This is a genomic window from Shewanella sp. YQ_9 (genome assembly GCF_043103185.1).
GTDB classification, from domain to species: Bacteria; Pseudomonadota; Gammaproteobacteria; order Enterobacterales; family Shewanellaceae; genus Shewanella; species Shewanella algae.
The window spans coordinates 61,311-81,139 of record NZ_JBICJO010000021.1 but is presented as its reverse complement, the minus strand read 5'-3'; the positions used below and the strand labels follow the sequence as shown (position 1 = coordinate 81,139).

The 19,829-nt window shown below is 53.5% G+C and carries 19 protein-coding genes; 9 read left to right on the top strand and 10 right to left on the bottom strand.

Annotation, left to right across the window (positions count from 1 at the left end; all coding sequences use genetic code 11):
- The first annotated feature begins 214 nt into the window (after positions 1-214).
- Positions 215-4,651 carry an EAL domain-containing protein gene (locus ACF8D4_RS06660; RefSeq protein ID WP_392468550.1) on the top strand — a complete coding sequence of 1,479 codons (4,437 nt, stop codon included), beginning with the start codon at positions 215-217 and terminating at the stop codon, positions 4,649-4,651.
- A gap of 60 nt (positions 4,652-4,711) precedes the next feature.
- Here ACF8D4_RS06660 and ACF8D4_RS06655 read toward each other — a convergent pair whose 3' ends face one another.
- Together ACF8D4_RS06655 and ACF8D4_RS06650 are read right to left on the bottom strand one after the other, a co-directional pair.
- The gene (locus tag ACF8D4_RS06655; protein ID WP_264920682.1) at positions 4,712-5,803 is read right to left on the bottom strand and encodes a branched-chain amino acid aminotransferase; all 1,092 of its coding nucleotides are present in this window, start codon (positions 5,801-5,803) and stop codon (positions 4,712-4,714) included.
- A 105-nt stretch (positions 5,804-5,908) separates the two neighbouring features.
- Positions 5,909-7,267 carry an alpha/beta hydrolase gene (locus ACF8D4_RS06650; protein ID WP_335900454.1) on the bottom strand — a complete coding sequence of 453 codons (1,359 nt, stop codon included), beginning with the start codon at positions 7,265-7,267 and terminating at the stop codon, positions 5,909-5,911.
- A 236-nt stretch (positions 7,268-7,503) separates the two neighbouring features.
- Here ACF8D4_RS06650 and ACF8D4_RS06645 point away from each other — a divergent pair, with 236 nt between their 5' ends.
- Positions 7,504-8,058 (top strand): outer membrane beta-barrel protein, encoded by a 555-nt coding sequence (locus ACF8D4_RS06645; protein ID WP_025010852.1) that lies wholly within the window; start codon positions 7,504-7,506, stop codon positions 8,056-8,058.
- A gap of 277 nt (positions 8,059-8,335) precedes the next feature.
- A complete protein-coding gene (locus ACF8D4_RS06640) occupies positions 8,336-8,614 on the top strand; it encodes a Rho-binding antiterminator (RefSeq protein ID WP_392466633.1) in 279 nt (92 codons plus the stop codon).
- Here ACF8D4_RS06640 and ACF8D4_RS06635 read toward each other — a convergent pair.
- The gene (locus ACF8D4_RS06635; protein ID WP_028781133.1) at positions 8,611-8,958 is read right to left on the bottom strand and encodes a RidA family protein; all 348 of its coding nucleotides are present in this window, start codon (positions 8,956-8,958) and stop codon (positions 8,611-8,613) included. The two genes, ACF8D4_RS06640 and ACF8D4_RS06635, sit on opposite strands and share 4 nt — an antisense overlap.
- 202 nt (positions 8,959-9,160) lie before the next feature.
- Between ACF8D4_RS06635 and zapB the strand changes: the two genes are divergently transcribed.
- Complete coding sequence (zapB, locus tag ACF8D4_RS06630) at positions 9,161-9,364, top strand: cell division protein ZapB (protein ID WP_025010851.1); 204 nt, start codon at positions 9,161-9,163, stop codon at positions 9,362-9,364.
- Between the two features lie 2 nt (positions 9,365-9,366).
- On the opposite strand, the gene ACF8D4_RS06625 is transcribed toward zapB, so the two are convergent.
- From ACF8D4_RS06625 to ACF8D4_RS06595, 7 genes are all read right to left on the bottom strand, one after another.
- The gene (locus ACF8D4_RS06625) at positions 9,367-9,579 is read right to left on the bottom strand and encodes a DUF1107 domain-containing protein (protein ID WP_025010850.1); all 213 of its coding nucleotides are present in this window, start codon (positions 9,577-9,579) and stop codon (positions 9,367-9,369) included.
- Positions 9,580-9,930: 351 nt separating this feature from the next.
- Positions 9,931-10,542 (bottom strand): thiol:disulfide interchange protein DsbA/DsbL, encoded by a 612-nt coding sequence (locus tag ACF8D4_RS06620; protein WP_025889862.1) that lies wholly within the window; start codon positions 10,540-10,542, stop codon positions 9,931-9,933.
- A gap of 159 nt (positions 10,543-10,701) precedes the next feature.
- Positions 10,702-11,703 (bottom strand): serine/threonine protein kinase, encoded by a 1,002-nt coding sequence (locus ACF8D4_RS06615; protein WP_208136432.1) that lies wholly within the window; start codon positions 11,701-11,703, stop codon positions 10,702-10,704.
- The gene (locus tag ACF8D4_RS06610) at positions 11,700-11,993 is read right to left on the bottom strand and encodes a DUF3630 family protein (RefSeq protein ID WP_025010848.1); all 294 of its coding nucleotides are present in this window, start codon (positions 11,991-11,993) and stop codon (positions 11,700-11,702) included. Before ACF8D4_RS06610 ends, ACF8D4_RS06615 begins: the two co-directional genes overlap by 4 nt.
- A 16-nt stretch (positions 11,994-12,009) precedes the next feature.
- Positions 12,010-13,482 (bottom strand): YdiU family protein, encoded by a 1,473-nt coding sequence (locus ACF8D4_RS06605; protein ID WP_208160394.1) that lies wholly within the window; start codon positions 13,480-13,482, stop codon positions 12,010-12,012.
- 5 nt (positions 13,483-13,487) lie between these two features.
- Complete coding sequence (locus ACF8D4_RS06600) at positions 13,488-13,859, bottom strand: hypothetical protein (RefSeq protein WP_109247735.1); 372 nt, start codon at positions 13,857-13,859, stop codon at positions 13,488-13,490.
- A 114-nt stretch (positions 13,860-13,973) separates the two neighbouring features.
- On the bottom strand, positions 13,974-14,828 hold the full coding sequence (locus tag ACF8D4_RS06595; protein WP_109247736.1) for a hypothetical protein: 855 nt from the start codon (positions 14,826-14,828) through the stop codon (positions 13,974-13,976).
- Positions 14,829-15,098: 270 nt separating this feature from the next.
- Between ACF8D4_RS06595 and ACF8D4_RS06590 the strand changes: the two genes are divergently transcribed.
- From ACF8D4_RS06590 to ACF8D4_RS06570, 5 genes are all read left to right on the top strand, one after another.
- The gene (locus tag ACF8D4_RS06590; protein WP_025011924.1) at positions 15,099-15,458 is read left to right on the top strand and encodes a DsrE/DsrF/TusD sulfur relay family protein; all 360 of its coding nucleotides are present in this window, start codon (positions 15,099-15,101) and stop codon (positions 15,456-15,458) included.
- 139 nt (positions 15,459-15,597) lie between these two features.
- Positions 15,598-15,984, top strand: a complete 387-nt coding sequence (locus tag ACF8D4_RS06585) for a nitrous oxide-stimulated promoter family protein (protein WP_025011925.1) — start codon at positions 15,598-15,600, stop codon at positions 15,982-15,984.
- Positions 15,985-16,041: 57 nt separating this feature from the next.
- On the top strand, positions 16,042-16,899 hold the full coding sequence (locus tag ACF8D4_RS06580) for a hypothetical protein (RefSeq protein WP_044733502.1): 858 nt from the start codon (positions 16,042-16,044) through the stop codon (positions 16,897-16,899).
- A 68-nt stretch (positions 16,900-16,967) separates the two neighbouring features.
- On the top strand, positions 16,968-19,028 hold the full coding sequence (locus tag ACF8D4_RS06575) for a prolyl oligopeptidase family serine peptidase (RefSeq protein WP_392466624.1): 2,061 nt from the start codon (positions 16,968-16,970) through the stop codon (positions 19,026-19,028).
- Between the two features lie 201 nt (positions 19,029-19,229).
- Positions 19,230-19,808, top strand: a complete 579-nt coding sequence (locus tag ACF8D4_RS06570; RefSeq protein ID WP_028780964.1) for a YSC84-related protein — start codon at positions 19,230-19,232, stop codon at positions 19,806-19,808.
- Positions 19,809-19,829 lie beyond the last annotated feature (21 nt).

The following is a 19,829-nucleotide window of genomic DNA, read 5'->3' as shown; positions in this document are numbered from 1 at the left end:
TCGATGGCAGTCGTTGATAACACAGCTGTCGATTGCCTCTCCCCCTTTCCAAAAGGCTCCGCTTCCTCCCTTCCGGCGGGGCCTTTTTTCCTTTCTGTTATCAACTGGGCAACAAAGTAGGATAAAGTGCGATAAAGTTTGCCAAACTGAGAAAAGAAATCTGTTATAAAATAAATTCTCACCAATCAAAAACCTACTGAAAAAAGAGGGCCTCTTGTCTCGGATCTGCTGCCTACTCGCCGCTCTACTGTTATCTGTCTGCCTGTTTGAGCTCAGGGCAGAACCTGCGCCCCAGCTCAGATTCCAGCATGTCAGCAGCATGAATGGCCTGAATCAGAACAGCATCACCAGCCTCTACCAGGACAAGGCGGGCATTTTGTGGATTGGCACCCAGGATGGGCTGCACAGTTACAACGGCATCGAATTTACTCTGTTTCAACATGACCCCTACCACAGCCAGACATTGTCGGATAATCATGTCACCGACATACTGCAGGATAGCCGGGGGCAGTTGTGGATAGGCACCTTCAACGGCGGACTGAATCGCCTGGATCTACAGACGGGAGTATTCACTCCCGTTGGCCGTGACAAGGGGATCAACAGCAAAAGAATCAACCGCCTGACTCTGGTGGGTGAGACACTCTGGGTTGGAAGCGGCAATGGACTCTACGCCCTGGATACGGTCAGCGGCGAGCTGCATGAGTTGTCACTGGGGCAAAATATCAACGCCGATATCCGGGTACTGACTCCCATAGGAAAAGATGCTCTGCTGATTGGCACCCAAAGTGATGGTTTGCTGGTTTTGCGCAATGAAGGACTCAAGCCCCTGCCCTTACCCGATGCCGAACATGGTCATCCGGTACAGGCCCGCCAGAGCGAAGATGGCGCCCTGTGGCTGGTTATCGATGATGCACTCTGGCGTTATCCGCCCGGGCTGAAAAACCCAGAGTTCATCTACCGGCTGCCAACGCCCAATCGGGGCATTCTGGAGTTTATCTTTGACAGCAGGGGCGGCATCTGGCTAGGGGGCCAACAGACGGGGCTTATCCAGCTACAACTTAAAGAAGGCCAGTGGCAAGCCAGGCACTATCGCTATGACCCATCCGATCCCAATAGCCTCAGCGATAATGATGTCTACAGCCTGCTGCAGGACAACAACGGTATTCTGTGGATTGGCAGCCTGTTTTCAGGCATAGACAAGGTGAATCTGGCCCGGCAGTACTTCGAGCATATCTACAATAATCAACAACCCCTGGAGCGCCAGCGGGATAACAATATCCGCGCCATTTTCCGCTCCGGCGACGGCTTGCTGTATTTGGGCACCGACAGGGCCGGCTTATTTCATATGGATCAAGATGGCCGATTTTTCTCCCACAACAACCAGCTCGCCAAACTACTTGGCCAGGATGAATCCTTTTTGGATCTCACTATCAGGGCGATTACCGAGGACAGCAGCCGGAGGCTATGGCTGGCCAGCAGTGAAGGCTTGATAAGACTGAACAAAAGCGGCCAAATGCAGCTGTATCGGCCCCCGGGCAACGAACCCGGTATTCGCGATTTGATCATCAGCCCAGATGAACAGATCTGGCTCGGTGCCGGCAACACTTTATACCATTTCGACCCGGATACCGGTGTTTTCCAGGCCCACTTTGTCAACGAGTATCTTGAAGAAGGGCCACAGTCGCAGATGATCCTCAGCCTGACCACGGCCAACAATGGCATCTGGGTCGGCACCATCAATGGCGCTTATTGGCTGCAACCTGACACGGGCCAACAACAGATCATCCGCGGTGATCGCCTGGCCAATCCCATGGTGCGGGATATTCTCAGAGACAGGGACGGCAATATCTGGTTTGCCACTCACGGTGGCCTCAGTCGCCTGCGCCAGGATGAGCTGCAACACTTCGGCCGTAATCAGGGATTACCGGGCAATACCGTCTATGCCATGGAGCAGGACAAGAGCGGCGACCTCTGGCTCAGCAGTAATTCAGGGATCAGCCGCTTTGCCATCGACAAGGAAAAGGTGCTGACCTTCAACGAATATGAAGGTTTGCAGGCGCTGGAATTCAACGGCAATGTCAGTTGGCAGGACAAGGATGGCAGTATCTGGTTTGGAGGCATCAATGGGTTGAACCATTTCTACCCTCAGCAGGTGCCCAAGGTACGCAAGCAACCCAAACTGGCCCTGGCCGGTTACCGCCTGGGCAACAGCTATTTTCCCAGGCTGGATCTTGGCCATATACCCAAGCTGACGATTCCCTATAGTGAGCAGTTAATAAGCTTTGAGATCACTGCACTGGATTTTGCCTATCCCCAACGCCACAGATTCAGCTTTTTCCTTGAGGGCTGGGACAAGAGTTGGCATCCGGCCCAGTCGCTGCACGAGATCAGCTATACCAATTTGGCGCCCGGCGACTATCGGCTGTTTGCCCGCCATCAGTTGCAGCACAATCCCGAAGGACATGAGCAACTGTTGTTAAAACTCACAGTGCCGGCCCCTTTTTACCGCACCACCCTGGCTAATCTGTTTTATCTGGCACTGGCGCTGTTGTTGTTTGGCCTCTGGCTAAGGCGTTTCCTGTCGCAACGTCGTCTCGAGCAGCAAACACAGTCCAATATCCAGCTTTCTGAAGAGAGGTTGAAACTGGCGCTCTGGGGCTCGGGTGACCGGATGTGGGACTGGCAGTTGGAAGACGATCGCTTCTTCGTTACCGGCCCCAAACAAGGCTCAGAAACACCACTGGAAACCAACGCCAGTCGGCAGATGGCGCTGGTACATCCCGACGACAGGCCCCATGTTCAAGCGGCACTGGAGAGCTACCTGCAGGGAGATGCCGAATTCTTCGAGGCCGAGTATCGTATCAAGCTTGGCAACACGCACTGGGGCTGGGTGTTGGATCGCGGTAAAATAGTCGAGCGCGACCGTAGTGGCAAACCACTGCGCCTGGCGGGCACCTACACGGATATCAGCATGCGCCGTGGTCAGGAAGAGGCGCTGCGGCTATCCTCCCAGGTACTGGAAAGCATGAATGAGTCTGTGGTGGTCTGCGATCTCAACTACCGCATCATCTCGGTCAATCCGGCGTTTTGCAGCACGACCGGCTTCAACGAACAGAAGATCTCCGGCAAGTCTTTCCTGTTCCTGACCCGGAGACTCTACGCCAGAAGCTTCTATCAGCAGATAGAGCATCAATTGCTGAACCAAAAACACTGGTCTGGTGAAGTGCAGATCCGCACCCACAGCAAGCAGCCGTTGCTGGTATGGATGGAAGTCAATCAGGTGCTCAACAGCCAGGGCGAAGCCAGCCATTTCGTGGTGGTATTTACCGATATCACAGACCGCAAACAAGCCGAGGAAGACCTGCGTCTGTTGGCCAACTATGATCAGCTCACCGGCCTGCCCAATCGCACTCTGTTCCAGGACAGACTGGATCATGCCCTGCGCCAGGCGCACCGTAACCGTAACATGGTCGCCCTGCTGTTTCTGGATCTGGACAGGTTCAAACACATTAACGATTCTCTGGGCCATCATGTGGGCGATCAACTGCTGAAAGCGGTTTCCTCCAGACTGACCCAAGCGATAAGAGATGGAGATACGGTTGCCCGTCTGGGCGGTGACGAGTTCATCATCATCCTCGAAGGCCTGCAAAAAACCAAGGCGGCGACCGTTATCGCCGAAAAACTGCTGGCAGCGTTCGAGCGTCCCTTCGCACTGGAGAACTTCAGCCTCAATGTTTCACCATCCATAGGTATCAGCCTCTATCCGGATGATGCCGAAGAAGCACTGGAATTGCTGAAGTTTGCCGATACCGCCATGTACCATGCCAAGTCGCTGGGGCGCAATAACTTCCAGTTCTACACAGCTAAACTCAACGCCTATGCGGTGCGCCATGTGCAGCTGGAAGCCGGGCTGAAACAGGCGCTGGATCGCGACGAATTCTATCTGCTGTACCAACCCAAATTCTGCGTCCATACCGGTAAACTCACCGGCATGGAGGCCCTGCTGCGCTGGGAAAGCCAGGATCTGGGGCCTATTTCTCCGGCGGAGTTTATTCCGCTGGCCGAGGAAACCGGCCTGGTCAACGCCATAGGTCAGTGGGTACTGCTGAGTGTCTGCAGTCAACTGGAGCGCTGGCAGAATCAGGGGCTGGAAGCGGTTCCGATAGCGATCAATATCTCCGCCAAACAGCTGCAGACTGACATTATTTCCAGCATAGAGGTTGCTCTTGCCATGCATGGTCTGGCTGCAGATCTACTTGAGATAGAGCTGACAGAGTCAGCGGTGATGCAGCAACCGCTGGAATCAGTGGAAATACTCAATCAACTGAAGGGGTTGGGGTTAAGCCTGGCGGTCGATGATTTCGGTACCGGCTACTCCAGTCTGGCCTATCTCAAGCGTTTCCCGCTGAACACCTTGAAGATTGACCGCGAGTTTGTCCGTGATATCACCAAAGATCCTGATGATGCCGCCATTACCAGCGCCATCATAGTCCTGGCTCACAGCCTGGAGTTACAGGTGGTGGCAGAAGGGGTAGAAACCCAGGCCCAGCTTAACTTCCTCGCCGCCCAGGGCTGCGATCAGGCCCAGGGCTTCCTGCTGGGGCGCCCAATGACAGAAGCGCAAGCACAAGCCTTACTCGGCCGAAAATAGCATCACCCCATAAAAAACGCGGCTCAAATGGCCGCGTTTTATCAATAATTAGTTATTGGCTTATGCCTTCTCCAGCCTGGGCACTTTGCAAACCCAGCCTTGTGGGCCTGGTCTGTGCCCTTTCTGGATTTCGGTGAAGATTCGATAGATGCGACTGATATGTTCACCCACCTTGCCGTCACCAACAGTAACCACCCGGCCATCTTCAAAAATATAGGAGCCGACCGGAGAAACCACGGCGGCTGTGCCGAAACCGCCGGCTTCGATGATCTCGCCCGACTCGACACCTGCAATAAAATCATCCAGTTTGACCTGCTCCTGGCGGACTTCACAGCCAAGCAGTGGCGCCAACTCAATAATAGACTGTGAGGTGATCGACTTGAGAATGGTATCGGTAAACTCAGGGATGATCACTGTGCCATCCTTGAGAATATGGAAGTGGTTCATCGCCCCGGCTTCTTCGATATATTCATTGGTTGAGTCCAGATACAGCACCTGGGAAGCACCGTGAGCCGCGGCAGCCTTACCGGCACGCAGTGAAGCGGCATAGTTGCCGGCGGCCTTGGAGGCACCGGTACCACCGGATACTGCACGGTGGAATTCTTTACTGATCAGCAGGCGAATGGCGTTGAGGCTCTCACCATAGTAGGCACCGCTGGGGCTCATCACCACACAGAAGGTGTAGCGGTTGGCCGGGCTGACTGACAGTCTGTCTTCGGTGGCAAAAATAAAGGGCCGAATATAGAGGCAAGCCCCGTCCTGCATGGGGAACCAGAGACGGTCGACATCGATAAGGGCATTGATCGCCTTAAGCTGCATGGCTTCATCAATATTGGGAATACAGACGATATCGGCAGAGCGGTTCATGCGTTCGGCATTCTTGTTGAGACGGAAGGTATAAATCTCACCGTCTTCATGCATAAAGGCCTTGGCGCCCTCAAAAATACTCTGACCATAATGCAGCGCCATCGCGCCGGGAGCCATCTCAAACGGACCGTAGGGGACGATGCGGGGATCCCGCCACTCGCCATCATAATAATCCATCATGAACATATGGTCGGTGCGCAGACGACCAAAGCCAACATTACCTTCAGGACAAAACTGCTCTGAGCGACGCTCTGCGGCGGGCTTTAACTGATACTTGATTTCCATTGCTTACCACCTTGACTATTGTTCAAGCAGACTAGGGAGCGCCCGGAATAATGTCAAGAGGGCCAAGGCCTGCGTCCAGCAGGAGTACTGTAAAAAATTTAGCCATCAAATATCGGTAAGTTCCCCCTGGGGAGCTAAGCGGGAAAAGTCGCTGCCCTCTTCAGGGCTGATCAGAGTAAACAGCCCTGCATCCCTGTGCCGCTTAAGCAAGAGATCCACTTCCAAAGTGGCGTCCTCCTTCAGCAGCCTGGATACCGCGCCGGCATCAGACTGGAACTCAACCGCACGATAATAACAGGCGCCATCATCTGGGCGCGGTACCAACTTAAAGCCGATTTTCCCTTGAGGCAGGGTCTGCATCTTGGCGGCATCCAGATACAGGGTCAGGCAGTTGGGGCTCTGCTGGTTGCGCTGTTTATCCTGCATAAAGCCTCTTGGCAGAATACCCGGCAGATACTGCTCGCCACTGAGCAGATAAAAATCGAAATCCTCTATGGCGGCGCCGGTATCATCCCACACCCGAATCACCAGCATGGTGTAACGCTTCTTGGTGGTCCGGCTTTGGGTTTGCCGCGTAAGCTCCTGACAGGCACGGCGGTAAGCCTCTACCGAGTCGACCTTCAACCAATTCAGAATCGCCTGCACTACCGGCTTGTTGGCGGCGTTTCTACGGCTGACGGAACGCATGATCCCCATTTTCTCTTTGCTGTGGCTGGCCTTGGGAATAATGCCGAAGCCACTGACAGGGGCCTGAATGAAACTTTCCGGCGCCAGCTTGGCCACGCAGGCACCATCAAAGCTGTCACATTCCTGTACCTGCTCCACCAATTGCAACCGAGCATAATTCATATTTGCCGCGGCTACCCGCACGACACCATCCGAGCCCGGCTCGGCGGTATAGGAGTTGAGATAATCATAGAGGGACGCATCTATACTTTCGCCGGTCAGCACCAAGGGCCAAAGCCGAGCGGCCTCAAAATCATAGTTCAACCAGGCTTTACTTAAAGCAGCCTGCCCCAGGCTGCCCAGCTCCAACCAGTCGAGGATCTTCTGCCCCGGCTCCAATCCATCGAACCAGGCCTTAATCCTGGCGAGGCGCGACTTGCCAAGCTGTGCCAAGGCGGAGCCGTGGTTGGCTGGTGCCAGCATGATCATATGAGTCACGGGACAAGCCGCCAACTTTTGGGCTCCGAAGAAGGTCTCCAACCAGCAACGTATCACGGCTGCTCCAGTGCTGTGGGTGATCACCGCGAAAGCTTCATCCCCCAGCACTTCACGTCTGGCAGCCTCGAAGGCCAGCGCAACGTCCTCCAACTTCACCTGGTCCTGAAAACTGATATAGCGTCCCAGGTGCAGATGACTCACCTCAAGCTCAGTGTCTGCCAGCTTGGCCAATGCCTGCGGCAAATAACCATAGGTCTCTGTGGACGTCACACTCCAGCCGTGTACAAATACCAGTCTCATCCCTTTTCCCTCAGGTTAACAGTCTATTTTTCGACCACAAACCCATCACTGACCCACAACAATTGGAATTTCTAACATCAGGTTTTTTAACACAAAAAGCCAATACATACGATTAAAAACCCGATCCAGCTCTCATTCAGGTGGAGTTCAGTAAAGCGGTCCTAACCTGCCGATGAACACAAGTTGACCCGGCTTAAAAACAGCCATCCGGACTTTCCCGGATCCAGGAGTAAATTATGAAAATTCAATCTCTAGTACTGGCTTCCGCTGCGGCTCTCGCTTTCTCAGCCCCTTCTTTTGCAGCTGACTGGTTTGTTGGCGGCGGTGTTGGTGCGCAGCAAAATGACTACTCTCATAAGCCCACTGATGGCGGCAAGTTCAGCGATGATGATCGCAATGCCGTCTACATGCTGCGTGGTGGTGCCTTCCTGACCCCCAACCAGCGTCTTTACGCGACGTACAGCTACAACAGCGATGACTTTGCCAAGCAGCAGATGGGACTGGTTTCCTATGACTACCTGATAGGTTTGGATCAGGCCAACAAACTGAACTGGTTTGTCGGTGCCAGCGCCGGTATCAACCACACGGCACCGGACAGCGGTGCCCTGGAATCAGACAATAATTTTGTCTGGGGTGGTCAGACAGGTCTGGTGTATAAGCTGAGCGACAATCTCAATACCGAGATAGGTTATCGCTATCTGAAGCAGGACTATGACAACAAGATAGACTCAGGCAAATATGCACTGGATAACACCCAGCAACTGTACCTGAGTGTCGACTATCGATTCTAGCCAAACTCCAGCCTCTAAAAAGCCCCATTAATGGGGCTTTTTGTTTAATATCTCTTCTTGAATCGAGTGGCATGGTTAACAGCCACGACGATACAGCGACTTTAGCAAGCCACTCCCCCACCAAGTTCATGTCTCACAATTTACTGCAAGTTATTTTGGTATAAGTGAAAATTCGAACTACTTTTATACCATTCTGCATGGAAGCAGGTGCAACTTTGGATAGCTCAAGCTTCCATCTGGAAGCGCATTATTTAACTTCAAACTAAAAGACCAAGATATGAAACCTTACCAAGCCATAGATTGCGGCCGCTATGATTACCTGGAGCTGGCCTGTATTCGCGGTTATCCGCTGAAAATAGAGCTGTTGCAAGGAGAGATACTGCATGGCAAGGCGCTGATCACCGAGACCCGTCCCGACAAGAGCGAGTGGCTGCTGGTGCAAACGGCCACCAGCAACCGCGCCATTCGAATGGATCAAATGCTGGCTATCACACCTGAGCAGGAAGGCGCCGAGTTTGGCCGAGTGCTGATTGCCTCGGCAGGCTGTGAGATTTAAATCGCCGCAATAACCGAGACTTCCACCAGATACTCGGGTTCGGCAATAGCCGCCTCCACACAGGCTCTGGCCGGTGCATGCCCCGCCGGTAGCCAGGCATCCCAGATAGCATTCATGGCATCATAATCGCTCATCTGTTTCAGGTAGATAGTCGCAGAGAGGATCCGCTCACGACTACTGCCAGCCCGCTTGAGCAGTTCATCCACCTCTTCGAGCATGGTACGGGTCTGCTGCTGAATATCGGCAAACTTATCCTTGGCAACCTGACCACAGAGATAAACCGTGTTGTTGTGGATCACTATGCTGCTCATGCGCGGATTGGTATCGATACGTTGAATTGTCATCGGCTTGGTTCCAAGTGAAAACCGTTATTTTATCCGGCAAAAGTCGGCTTGGGACAGTTGTGGTTCAGATAAGTGAAAAAAACTGCCAAACAGCCAATTTTATCGCATATTTTTTGGACACTTGGAGATAAGAGCTATTCCTTAAGCCAGCGGCACTGATAGAATCAATATCTCATTCGCCCAACTATTTAAGGACTCCTGTATGAGCCTAGAATTACTGTCCAAACTGGAGACCAAGATCCAGGCCGCGCTCGAAAATATTGAGCTTCTGAAAATGGAGCTGGAAGAAGAAAAGCAGAAGAATGCCCATCTGATAGAGCAAAACCAACAACTTCAGCAAGATCTCAACTCGTGGAACGAGAAAGTCACCGGCCTTGTTGGTCTGCTCAACGACGAAGTCAACTGAATCTAAACGGTTTTAGCTTGGCTATTCTGAGTTTCAATGAGTTCGTTCAATTCCATGATAGCCTGCTTTACCTTTGGCAGGCTTTTTCTCGGCAGCAAAAAGCGCCCTTTATCAAACTCTAATCTTCCCAGATCTTTCACCCAGACGGCGCCGGTCAAGAATATCCTTACGTGTTTGACAATCAGCTTGGGAGCATAGACAGGAAATACACGCACGAGAAACCTCCTTTAGTTGATTTCCGATCCCGAAGTTTTGACCCCCCAACCCGGTGGAAGGTTTCATTTCAATCCGGGAAAATGAGTCAAAATTCGCAAATATGCGCCTTTGTTCTAAAAATCTTGCTGTTATACCTCTCGCCCAGGTGAATTAGTCAATAAAGCAACACTTGCCAATTTTTTGACGCACTGCTAGAGTAAAGCCGTTACTCAGGGTAAAAACTGAGCCCTATGGCTCTAATCCGTGCTTCTTGCGACCAGGGAGTACGGTTTTTTTTTGCTTTATGCCCAGCTGTTTTCCGGGTAACAAAAAAGGGCCGTTAAGGCCCTTTTTTGTATTTAGATGCTAAATTATTTCAGCTGAGTCAGATAGATAGCAATATCCAACATCTCGTCATAAGACTTGATGGCACCGGTTTCAACCCGATACTTACCATTCACCACCAGCGCAGGAACACCTGAGATCTTGGCGTTTTCTGTGTTGCGCTTCATGTTGGCCACCATGCTGTTGACCATAAAAGAGTTGGCCGCAGAATCAAACTGCTTGGGATCCACACCATTGGCAACAAAGATAGCCTTGATGTCGTCACGATTGGTGAAGTGCTGCTTCTTGTCCTGAATCGCGCTGAACATGGCATGATTGACCTTATCAGACACCTTCAGTACTTCGGCAGTGGCGAAAGCACGGGACATCTCAACACCCATCTCGCGGCCGATAAAGTCGACATGGTTTTGCTCAAAAGCCACACCTTCGGGCAGACGGGCCTTCAGCTTGGGGATCACGTTCTTTTCAAAGTTATAGCAATGAGGACAGTAGAAAGAGAAAAACTCTGTGATTTCAGGCTTGGCGGAGGCGGGGCCTTCACTAACCACAGTATAATGCACGCCTTCTTTGTACTGGGCCGCTGTGGCCGCCAGGGGAAGCAGCAAAAATGCCGCCGCCAACATCAGGATTTTCTTCATTGGAGTTCCTTGTTTATTAAAATTTCAGCCAACACTGCTGGAGTTGCTGAATAACATAATCTTCTTTTTGAGTCGAACTCAAGCTCTGAGTTCCCTTTTTGTTAAATCCAAATGCCGGGCGGCCATATCCTCAACACCCGGCACTCGTTCGATGCAGCCTCAATAAAGAATAAGACTCAGTGGCGCTTCATCCAGGCGCTGTTGCTGTTCTTTAAAGGCTTGCAACTGCTGTAGCCAGTATTCTTCGGTCGCAAACCAGGGGAAGTGGCGCGGAAACGCGGGGTCGTCCCAGCGCTTGGCCAGCCAGGCGTTGTAATGCAGCATTCGCAGAGCTCTGAGTGGCTCTATCAACTGCAGCTCTTTGGTATCGAAGTTGGAGAAGGCCTCGTAGGCCTCCAGCAAGACTTCCAACTGCAACGTCTGTTGCTGCCTGTCGCCAGACAGCATCATCCACAGATCTTGCACCGCAGGGCCGTTGCAGGCATCGTCGAGATCGACAAACCCGGGGCCATTGGGGGTCCAGAGAATATTGCCGGGATGCAGATCGCCATGCAGACGCATACTCTGATATTCGATACCTTGCCAGCGCCGCTGCAGCTCAGAGAAAAGGCTGGACGCCGCCTCGAGCAGATGTTCCCGCAAAGCGTTCGGGATCAGCTCTGTGCGCTGCAGTTGCTCCAGCGCCGGAGTCCCAAGGGTTGTCGGCGTCAGGTTCAAACGCTGCTTGAACAGGCTGCCACGGGAATACTGGTGCAAACGGCCGATAAACTGGCCGGCGCCCTCTATCTGATCCAGGTTGTCCACCTCGAAGCTGCGACCCCCTATGGAAGGAAACAACGCAAAACGCCACTCTTTGAAGTGATGCAGACTGCGGCCGTCGAGCACCACAGGGGCGGCAATGGGGATCTCGGCTTCGGCCAACTCGAACGTAAATTCATGCTCTTCCACGATTTGGGCATCGGTCCAACGCTCGGGGCGATAGAACTTAACCACGTACCTCTGGCCACGATCGCAGCGAAACTGATAGACCCGGTTCTCATAGCTGTTGAGTGGCGTTAGCCCCGTCTCGGGGTAAATCGCCAGACTTTCAATGGCATCCAAAATCAGTTCGGGGGAAAGATCCCGATAATGAAACGCCGCCGTGGCCTGCTTTTCTGTCATGCCTGTGACTCCAGTAAGTGCTTCAGGTATACCAACACATCCCAGTCTTGTTCACTCTGGCAGCTCAACCAGCACACATCGCCGTAGAACTCATAGTTGAGCCACAAGAGACTGCCTTCAAAATCCAGCAGCCATTGGTGACGATCTGCACCCCATTGCCGCTCCAGTACCTTGGCATCGAGTGCCCGGCACAGGGGCTCGGCAAAGCTGTCGAAGGCTTCGAACTCGACCCCGGCCGTCATCGACAAGGTTTTATGCTCGGGATCCAAGCTAAGATTTTGATACTGCATATTTTAATCCTATTTCTTAACTGCTGCAGGACATGATCAACCCCTGACCCCAATCCGGTGGTCGCTTGGCATACTCCTGCATCTCTGGCTGTTCATCGAACGGGCGCCTGAGGAGCTGGTGCAACTGCTCAAGCGGCTGGGTATTGCCCTCCTCTTCGATGGCAATAATCGCTTCCTGAGCCAGATAGTTGCGCAAGATATATTTGGGGTTGTGAGCCCGGCGCTCGGCCTGCCACTGCTCAAGTCCCTGGCGGGTATCGATACGGCGCCGGTACTCGGGCAGCCAATCATCCCAGCCCTGACGATTGATAAAATCATCCCTCAGACTGCTGTTTTCTGCCTTGGGATCCAGCTCGCCGAAGCGGCGCAGGCTCTGGGTGTAGTCCAAGGCGTTTTGTTCCAACAAGCCGGTAAAGGCGCCGATAAGCGCCAGGTCCTTGTTGTCCTGCTCCAGCCTGGCATCAAGGCTTAAATCTTCGGCCAAAGGTGCCAGCCCCAACTTGGCGCGCATCAAGCCAAGATATTGCTGCACTAACTCATGCTGATAGGTATTGAGCGCGGCTATCAAATCATCGGAAGCCAGCACAGGCGTCAACGCCTGCGCCAAACGTTGCAGGTTCCACAAGCCGACGCCGGGTTGCTGACCGAAGGCGTAGCGCCCCTCGGGATCAGAATGGTTACAGATAAAGTCTTCCTTGAAGGTATCGAGGAAGGCGAAGGGGCCAAAGTCGAAGCTGTCACCGAGAATCGACATATTGTCGGTATTCATCACCCCGTGGGCAAAGCCCACCGCTTGCCAGTGGGCTATCATGCGCGCGGTATCACGTACCACCAGCGCAAACCAGGCCTTGTAGCCCTCATAGTCCAGGCTGAGCTGGGGATAATGTTGGCTGAGGGTGAAATCGAGCAGCTGCTTGAGCTTGTCGGCCTGACCCTTCTCGCTGTAACAGAAATACTCGAAGTGGCCAAAACGTATATGGCTGCGGGCCAGGCGCACGGTAATGGCGCCTTTTTCCAGCGACTCGCGCCACACCGGCAGCTCAGAGCCGATCACCGCCAGCGCCCTGGTGGTGGGCACGCCCAAATGATACAGCGCCTCGGAAACCAGAAACTCGCGCACCGCAGAACGCATCACTGCACGGCCATCACCGTGACGAGAGTATGGCGTGGGTCCCGCGCCCTTCAAGGCCAAATCCCAGGCACCGTCAGGCCCCTGCGCCTCACCGAGAATGATCGAACGGCCATCGCCCAACCTGGGGCTGTAACCGCCAAACTGATGTCCACTGTAGACTTGGGCGTAATATTCGGCGCCCGGCATTCTCTGGTTGCCGGCGAGTTGCTGCAGCAGGGTTTCATTGGGGTCAGTCAGGCCCAAAAGCGCCGCCGCATCATCGCTCCAGGCCAACCAATGGGGCGAAGGTAGCCCGGCAGGCAGTACCTGCTGGTAAAATCCCGCCAGGCGGGTGAAGTAATCCTGTTTAAGTTTCATGTCCCTTAGGGGCCGTTATTGTGCCATTGGTCACAGATTATCATATCCCTGTCGTCGAGACGGCAGTTGTGACCACACTCGAAGCTGCCCTTGCCCTCATTGAGGCGCTGCATGCCTCTGCCCTTGTCCTGACACTGCTGCAGGGTTTGATAATAACCGGCAATGGCGTGGTAACGATCCGGTTGCTCGGTCAATTGCGACTGAATTTCCGGCTTACCTGCATCCGGCTTGTCTATATCCGACATCTTTATATCCGGCTTCTTTATATCCGGCATCTTTATATCCGGATAGTAAAACAGGGTCCATTGCGGCTGCTTGCTGCAGGCTGCCAGCAGCAACAGCGAAGTGAGGGCAACCCATAAAGTCGCTGGTTTCATTGCGGCTCTCCATCAATAAAAAAAGCGAACCCGCAGGCTCGCTTGGGAAGGAGTGAAAAAGCACTTTGCCCTTCACTCCTTGCTTGATTCTACACATTGAATCGGCTTTTGTACTCAGGCTGAGGCTTTATCTCTGGCCTTTTCTATCCGCTTGATACGACCTTCAAAGCCCGTAACTGTGCCATCTTCCAGCCCATATTCAATCGCCTTGTTGCAAAGAGCTATGGCGGCATCGAAACGACCTGCATCGCTGCACAGGGTAGAGAGCTGCATAAAACCCGTGCCCTTGAACTCGGCCTTGGGTGATTTGCTGAGTACTTTCTCCCGACTGGCGGCAAACAGGGCGCTATATGCGGTATCGTACTCTTGCCCCAACTGCAGATACTTGCTGTTTTTCCGCTGCTTGTAGCATTCACCTATCACAGCCAGTAAAGCATCATGCGCTTCGATAGCGCCTTCAGAGGCCTGATACTGTTCCATCGCCCGCTTGAGGGTGATATTGCCCCAACTGATATCCGGCGCAGCCGCCTTAACTGGCTCTGGCTCTGGCTCTGGCTCTGGCTCTGGCTCTGGCTCTGGCTCTGGCTCTGGCTCTGGCTCTGGCTCTGGCTCTGGCTCTGGCTCTGGCTCTGGCAGGACAGTCTCGACCTCGGCGCGGCCAACTTCCACCTCAGGGGCGATATTTTCCGCTTGAGGTTCAAGCTCAAGCGACTCTGCGACCGCTTGCTCAGCCGATGGCTGAGGCTTGGGTTCGGCTTGCTCTTTCGATTCGGCAAAGTCCAGATCGACACTCTGGTGCTCTTCCTGAGTCTCGTTTTCCGTCTCGGCCTGTGGCGACTGAGGCATGGCCGAAGCTCTGTCTTTGAGCTTAAGCGCCTCATCACGCTCCTCTTTTGCCAGCCGCTGCGCCCGGTTATAGAGGAAAATACCCGCTGCGACCAACAGTACTACGACCAGGATTTTAAACATCTTCGTCCACCATTTCTTGAGTGCCGGGCCAACTGGCGGCCCTGTTTTGTGGTATTGGCAATCCGCCAAAGCCACCCCGCTCTGCACAGAGTTTAACCGATATTAATAGAGTATCGTCTTAGTATAAATCAAGTATTTATGCTTTTTCTGCTCGCTTTTAGGCGCTTTTTGCAATTGAAACTCAGTCTGTGAAGCCTGGCGCGCCATCGACAGATACAAGCTGGTACACTCCTAGGGTTTTGATCCCAAGAATGGCAAACAAGGATTCAGATGCAAAAATTACTGATAGTGGCTCACGCCAGCCCTTATGGCACAGAAAAATTATTCAACACTCTGCGTATCGCCCTGGCGCTGAAAGACCAGGAGCAGACCGAAGTGGAACTCAAGTTATTCCTGATGTCAGACGCTGTCTTTGGCGCAGTAAAAGGTCAGAATACCCCTGATCTCAGCTACAACCTGCAGCAGATGTTTGAAATCCTCACGGCCCAGGGTGTGCCCTTGCTGCTGTGCAAGACCTGTGTTGAAGCCCGCGGCGTAGTGGCCGACATGCTGCTGGACGGCGCCGCCATTGGCACACTTGGCGATTTGAGCCGCTGGACCCTGGAAGCCGACAAGGTTATCCATATCTAGGGTTAACTTGTCATTTGACCTTGGGTGCGCATAAAGCTTCATTTTGTGCGCACCTTCATAATTCCTGCCACTGACTTTGAACCCTGCCCCACCTCAGGACTAAGATGACCATAGTTGAGTTATTTACTAAGGTAAGGCTATGGAACTGCTGCAAGGAAAACTACTGACCGAATTCCGCACTGTTTCTGCCATGGTGTGGATCTACTGCCGTGACCATCACCCCAGAACTGAAGATGGCAGCCTCTGCCCCGACTGTCAGGCCTTGATGGAGTACGCTCACACCCGCCTCGACCGCTGCCCCTACGGTGAAAGCAAGCCCACCTGCAACAAATGCCCGGTACACTGCTACAAACCTGAACCCAAAGAGCAGATGCGTCAGGTGATGCGTTATGCCGGTCCCAGAATGCTGTTGAGCCACCCGATACTGGCACTGCGCCACCTCTGGTGCGAGCGCAAAGCCGCACCGGGCAAGCCTCCGAAGGATGCCTCCAACCGCCATAAGCGCATGCAGTGCGCCAAAAACTGACTATTTTTTGTTGCACCCCTCAAGCGGCTGAGATAAGAATGTCGTTAAGGGGGCCAGATGACAGCATTCAGCGACATTTTTACCCAAGCTTACTGGTGGCTGTCGCTGCTTGGAGGCCTGCATTGCCTGGCGTTGTCCATCTACGCCCGCTTTGTCTATCAGGACAGCCATAGCCAACGTCGACTGCTCGCCGGCATCTTTGCCTTGATGGCACTCTATTTCTTTACCGGCCTGTTCAATAGTGACAATACCCCGGCGCCTATCCATTTGCTGTTTCTGTTATTACTGCCGCTGTACTTCCTGTTGATGCCGGCACTGTATCAATACCTGAAGCAACAACTCAGGCCGACTGTAGATGCAAGGTTGCCGCTCAAGCATCTGTTGCCGTCCATACTTGCCATGTTCCTGGTGGTGTTGCTGTGGCTATTCAATCCCAGCCTGGTCACTGGTGTGGCTCTACTGGGCTACCAGCCCAGCCTGAGTTGGGGTTCCCTGCTGTTGCCACTGTTGCTGTTACTGCAAACCACCCTGTACCTGGTATTGGTGCTGCAGCTGATGAAGCGCCACTTTCATGCATCGGCTCAGCAGGACAACAGATTGCAACAGCTGCGCAGTAACTGGCTGCTGGTATTGACCCTGGCACTGATACTGAACTGGTTGGTTCGTAACATTGCCGTGCTCTTGACTCTGTTTCTCGGCGATCAGTTTTCGGCTGTGGCGCAGGCAATCCCGAGACTGGCACTGCTGCTGACCCTCTATTTGCTGGCCATCTACGGCCTCAATCAGCTCACCCGCGCCGCCTATCTTCGTGGACGCGAATCCCGTGCTCAAGCCGCCTCTGTACCCAAACAGCCTCTCGATAAGGAAGAGCTGGATTTTCTCAATGAGATACTGCACGAAAAAAAAGATAAGTAACATCGCCCAGGCTGTGACCTTTACGTTAATCTAATGCGGCTTTTAATAACAAAAACAAAGGAACAGAGATGGGATTGCCTAACAGCTACAGCCTGCTGGCCCTGTGCCTTATCGGTATGGGAACCCAGGTATTGGCCGCAGAGCGGCAGCATAAAATAACCAACCAGGACTTTTTCGAGATAGCCAACATGGGCCAGGTAGTGCTCAGCCCGGATGCCAAAATGGCCGCCTGGTTGGAATCGCGCTGGGACAAAAATCTGGATAAGGCCCAGAAAGACATCTGGCTGGTCGACAGCAAGAGCCGCCAGAGCAAACGACTGACCTTCAGCAACGAGAGTGAAAGCGCTATCAGCTGGAGCCCTGATGGCCAATATATCTACTTTCTCAGCAGCCGCGGCAATGCCGAGCAGCCGGCGCCCTTCAACGCCAAACCACAAATTTATCGTCTCTCTATCCAAGGTGGTGAAGCTGTTCCCGTTACCCAAGAGGCCGGTGGCGTCAAGAGTTACCAGTTGAGTGACGATGGCAGCCAGCTCTATTTCCTGAACCATAAGACCCTGACAGACAAAGATCCCTGGGCCGGTATACGCGCCGCTCACCAAGGCCCTGAGTATGCTCACGGCAATCGCGATACCAATCCCCTGTACCGCCTGGATCTGAACCATTTTCGCAAGCAGTTGCTGCTGGATGATGACAAAGTGGTTTGGGAGTTCAGCGTCAGCCATGATGGCAATAAACTGGCGCGGATCACCACAGAAGACAACGAGTTGGTCAATCTGGAAGGTTGGTCCCAAGTAGAAGTCTTCGATATCAAAAACGCCGGCAACCAGGTTCTGGCCGACAAGCGTTGGCGTGAACAGGCGCCCTCTCCTTACGGCTGGCTGCTGGGGCTGAGTTGGGCCGAGGATAACCGCCGTCTCGCCTTCAGAATCGATTTCGACGGCCATCCCGGCAGGCTGTTTATCAGTGATACCAGTAAACCCGAACAGGCACCTTTGAGTGTTAAACGCCAGGGTGATATGACACTCAGCGGCGGCGACATCCATTGGCGTCCGGGCAGTGAAGAAATCTGCTATCGCGGCGCCGATCATGCGCTGGTACGCCTCTACTGCACTGAAATCAATGACCTGGAACAGGGTGACACCCGGACTCTGCTGCAGGATGATACCGTCATCGGCAGTTACAGTTTCAGTCACAACGGCAAGCAACTGGCGTTCAGCCATAACGGCCTGGATCACTTCTACGATCTGTTCATCGCCAACGCCGAGAAGCGCAAAGCACCGGCCAAACGCCTGACCAATATCAATCCGCAAACCGATTCCTGGTTGCTGCCACAACTGAGCATAGTCAAGTGGCAAGCCGCCGATGGCACTCAGGTTGAAGGCATACTGGAATTACCATCCGGCTACCGCAAAGCCGATGGCCCCCTGCCACTTGTTGTGCAAATTCACGGAGGCCCCACTGCTGCTACCCCGTTTGCACTGCAACACAGATCCTATGGCCGTGCTACTTTCGCCGCCAACGGCTGGGCCTTGTTGTCGCCCAACTACCGCGGATCTACCGGTTATGGCGACAAGTTCCTCACTGATCTGGTGGGCCATGAACACGAGATTGAGGTAAACGACATCATGGCCGGTGTGGACAAGCTGATTGCCGAGGGCCTGGTCGATGCCGACAAGCTGGCCGTCATGGGCTGGAGCAACGGCGGCTATCTGACCAATGCGCTTATCGCCAGCAGCGACAGATTCAAGGCTGCCAGTTCAGGGGCCGGAGTATTCGATCAGCGCCTACAATGGATGCTGGAAGATACGCCCGGACATGTGGTCAATTTCATGCAGGGCTTGCCATGGGAAAAACCCGAGGCTTATACCCATGGTTCGTCGCTGACGCATGCAGACAGAATAAAGACCCCGACACTTATCCATATCGGAGAGAAAGACGCCAGGGTACCTTTGGGCCACGCTCAGGGGCTATATCGCGCCCTCAAGCATTACCTGAATGTGCCGGTGGAACTGATTACTTACCCGGGTGAAGGCCATGGTTTGAGCCGCTACAAGCACAAACAAGCCAAGATGGACTGGGATCAGGCCTGGTTTGAACATTATGTTCTCGGCAAACCCTTTCCTTAGCAGCGCTGTATAGGAGACGGGTTAACTGAACTCTAGTTAACTGAACTTTGGCTGACATTCACTCCAAAAAGCGCCGTTATCGGCGCTTTTTTAGTCTCCCCCTCTGTATTTTTGCTACCGGACAAGTAAGCTCAAGAGTACCTACAGGTACCCAGTCTCTCATTGACGGGGAGCTTAAGACTCTCAATTTGGAGGTTCATCATGAAAGCCATTTCAAGTACCTTGTTTGCCTTATTAGCCCTGGCGAGCAGCCTGCTGCTGATCCCGACGGCCAGTGCCAATGACAGCTACAGCAGTGCCATAGCTACCTTCAAACAAGCCAGTGAAACCCATAAATTCTTCGACTCTGCCTATGGTTACGCCATATTCCCCACTGTCGGCAAGGGAGGTCTGGGCATAGGGGCGGCCTATGGTAAAGGACGTGTCTATCGCGGCGGCGTTTATACCGGTGAGTCGAGCATGACTCAGGTTTCCATCGGTTTTCAAATCGGTGGTCAGGCCTACAGTGAGATTATTTTCTTCAAGGATGAACAGGCCTACCGCGACTTTACCAGCGGCAGCTTTGAATTCGGCGCCCAGGCTTCCGCCGTAGCCATCAACGCCGGTGCCAACGCTCAGGCCGGTACTACAGGCAACTCGGCCGGAGCCGGCCAATCCGGCGGCAGTCAGGCTGCCAAGGCCTCCTATATCAACGGCATGGCGGTGTTTACCGCTGCCAAGGGTGGCCTCATGGTTGAAGCCGCACTTGCCGGACAATCATTTACCTTCGAAGCGCAATAAGCCCATGGGTGAGGTGATCCT

What these genes read in the sequence shown, in the direction of transcription:
- ACF8D4_RS06575 (WP_392466624.1), top strand. Translation starts at nt 16,968, where the DNA reads ATGGGATTGCCTAACAGCTACAGCCTGCTGGCCCTGTGCCTTATCGGT.
- ACF8D4_RS06590 (WP_025011924.1), top strand. Translation starts at nt 15,099, where the DNA reads ATGCAAAAATTACTGATAGTGGCTCACGCCAGCCCTTATGGCACAGAA.
- ACF8D4_RS06605 (WP_208160394.1), bottom strand. Translation starts at nt 13,482, where the DNA reads ATGAAACTTAAACAGGATTACTTCACCCGCCTGGCGGGATTTTACCAG.
- ACF8D4_RS06610 (WP_025010848.1), bottom strand. Translation starts at nt 11,993, where the DNA reads ATGCAGTATCAAAATCTTAGCTTGGATCCCGAGCATAAAACCTTGTCG.
- ACF8D4_RS06650 (WP_335900454.1), bottom strand. Translation starts at nt 7,267, where the DNA reads ATGAGACTGGTATTTGTACACGGCTGGAGTGTGACGTCCACAGAGACC.
- ACF8D4_RS06585 (WP_025011925.1), top strand. Translation starts at nt 15,598, where the DNA reads ATGGAACTGCTGCAAGGAAAACTACTGACCGAATTCCGCACTGTTTCT.
- ACF8D4_RS06640 (WP_392466633.1), top strand. Translation starts at nt 8,336, where the DNA reads ATGAAACCTTACCAAGCCATAGATTGCGGCCGCTATGATTACCTGGAG.
- ACF8D4_RS06595 (WP_109247736.1), bottom strand. Translation starts at nt 14,828, where the DNA reads ATGTTTAAAATCCTGGTCGTAGTACTGTTGGTCGCAGCGGGTATTTTC.
- ACF8D4_RS06570 (WP_028780964.1), top strand. Translation starts at nt 19,230, where the DNA reads ATGAAAGCCATTTCAAGTACCTTGTTTGCCTTATTAGCCCTGGCGAGC.
- ACF8D4_RS06655 (WP_264920682.1), bottom strand. Translation starts at nt 5,803, where the DNA reads ATGGAAATCAAGTATCAGTTAAAGCCCGCCGCAGAGCGTCGCTCAGAG.
- ACF8D4_RS06645 (WP_025010852.1), top strand. Translation starts at nt 7,504, where the DNA reads ATGAAAATTCAATCTCTAGTACTGGCTTCCGCTGCGGCTCTCGCTTTC.
- zapB (WP_025010851.1), top strand. Translation starts at nt 9,161, where the DNA reads ATGAGCCTAGAATTACTGTCCAAACTGGAGACCAAGATCCAGGCCGCG.
- ACF8D4_RS06635 (WP_028781133.1), bottom strand. Translation starts at nt 8,958, where the DNA reads ATGACAATTCAACGTATCGATACCAATCCGCGCATGAGCAGCATAGTG.
- ACF8D4_RS06615 (WP_208136432.1), bottom strand. Translation starts at nt 11,703, where the DNA reads ATGACAGAAAAGCAGGCCACGGCGGCGTTTCATTATCGGGATCTTTCC.
- ACF8D4_RS06620 (WP_025889862.1), bottom strand. Translation starts at nt 10,542, where the DNA reads ATGAAGAAAATCCTGATGTTGGCGGCGGCATTTTTGCTGCTTCCCCTG.
- ACF8D4_RS06580 (WP_044733502.1), top strand. Translation starts at nt 16,042, where the DNA reads ATGACAGCATTCAGCGACATTTTTACCCAAGCTTACTGGTGGCTGTCG.
- ACF8D4_RS06600 (WP_109247735.1), bottom strand. Translation starts at nt 13,859, where the DNA reads ATGAAACCAGCGACTTTATGGGTTGCCCTCACTTCGCTGTTGCTGCTG.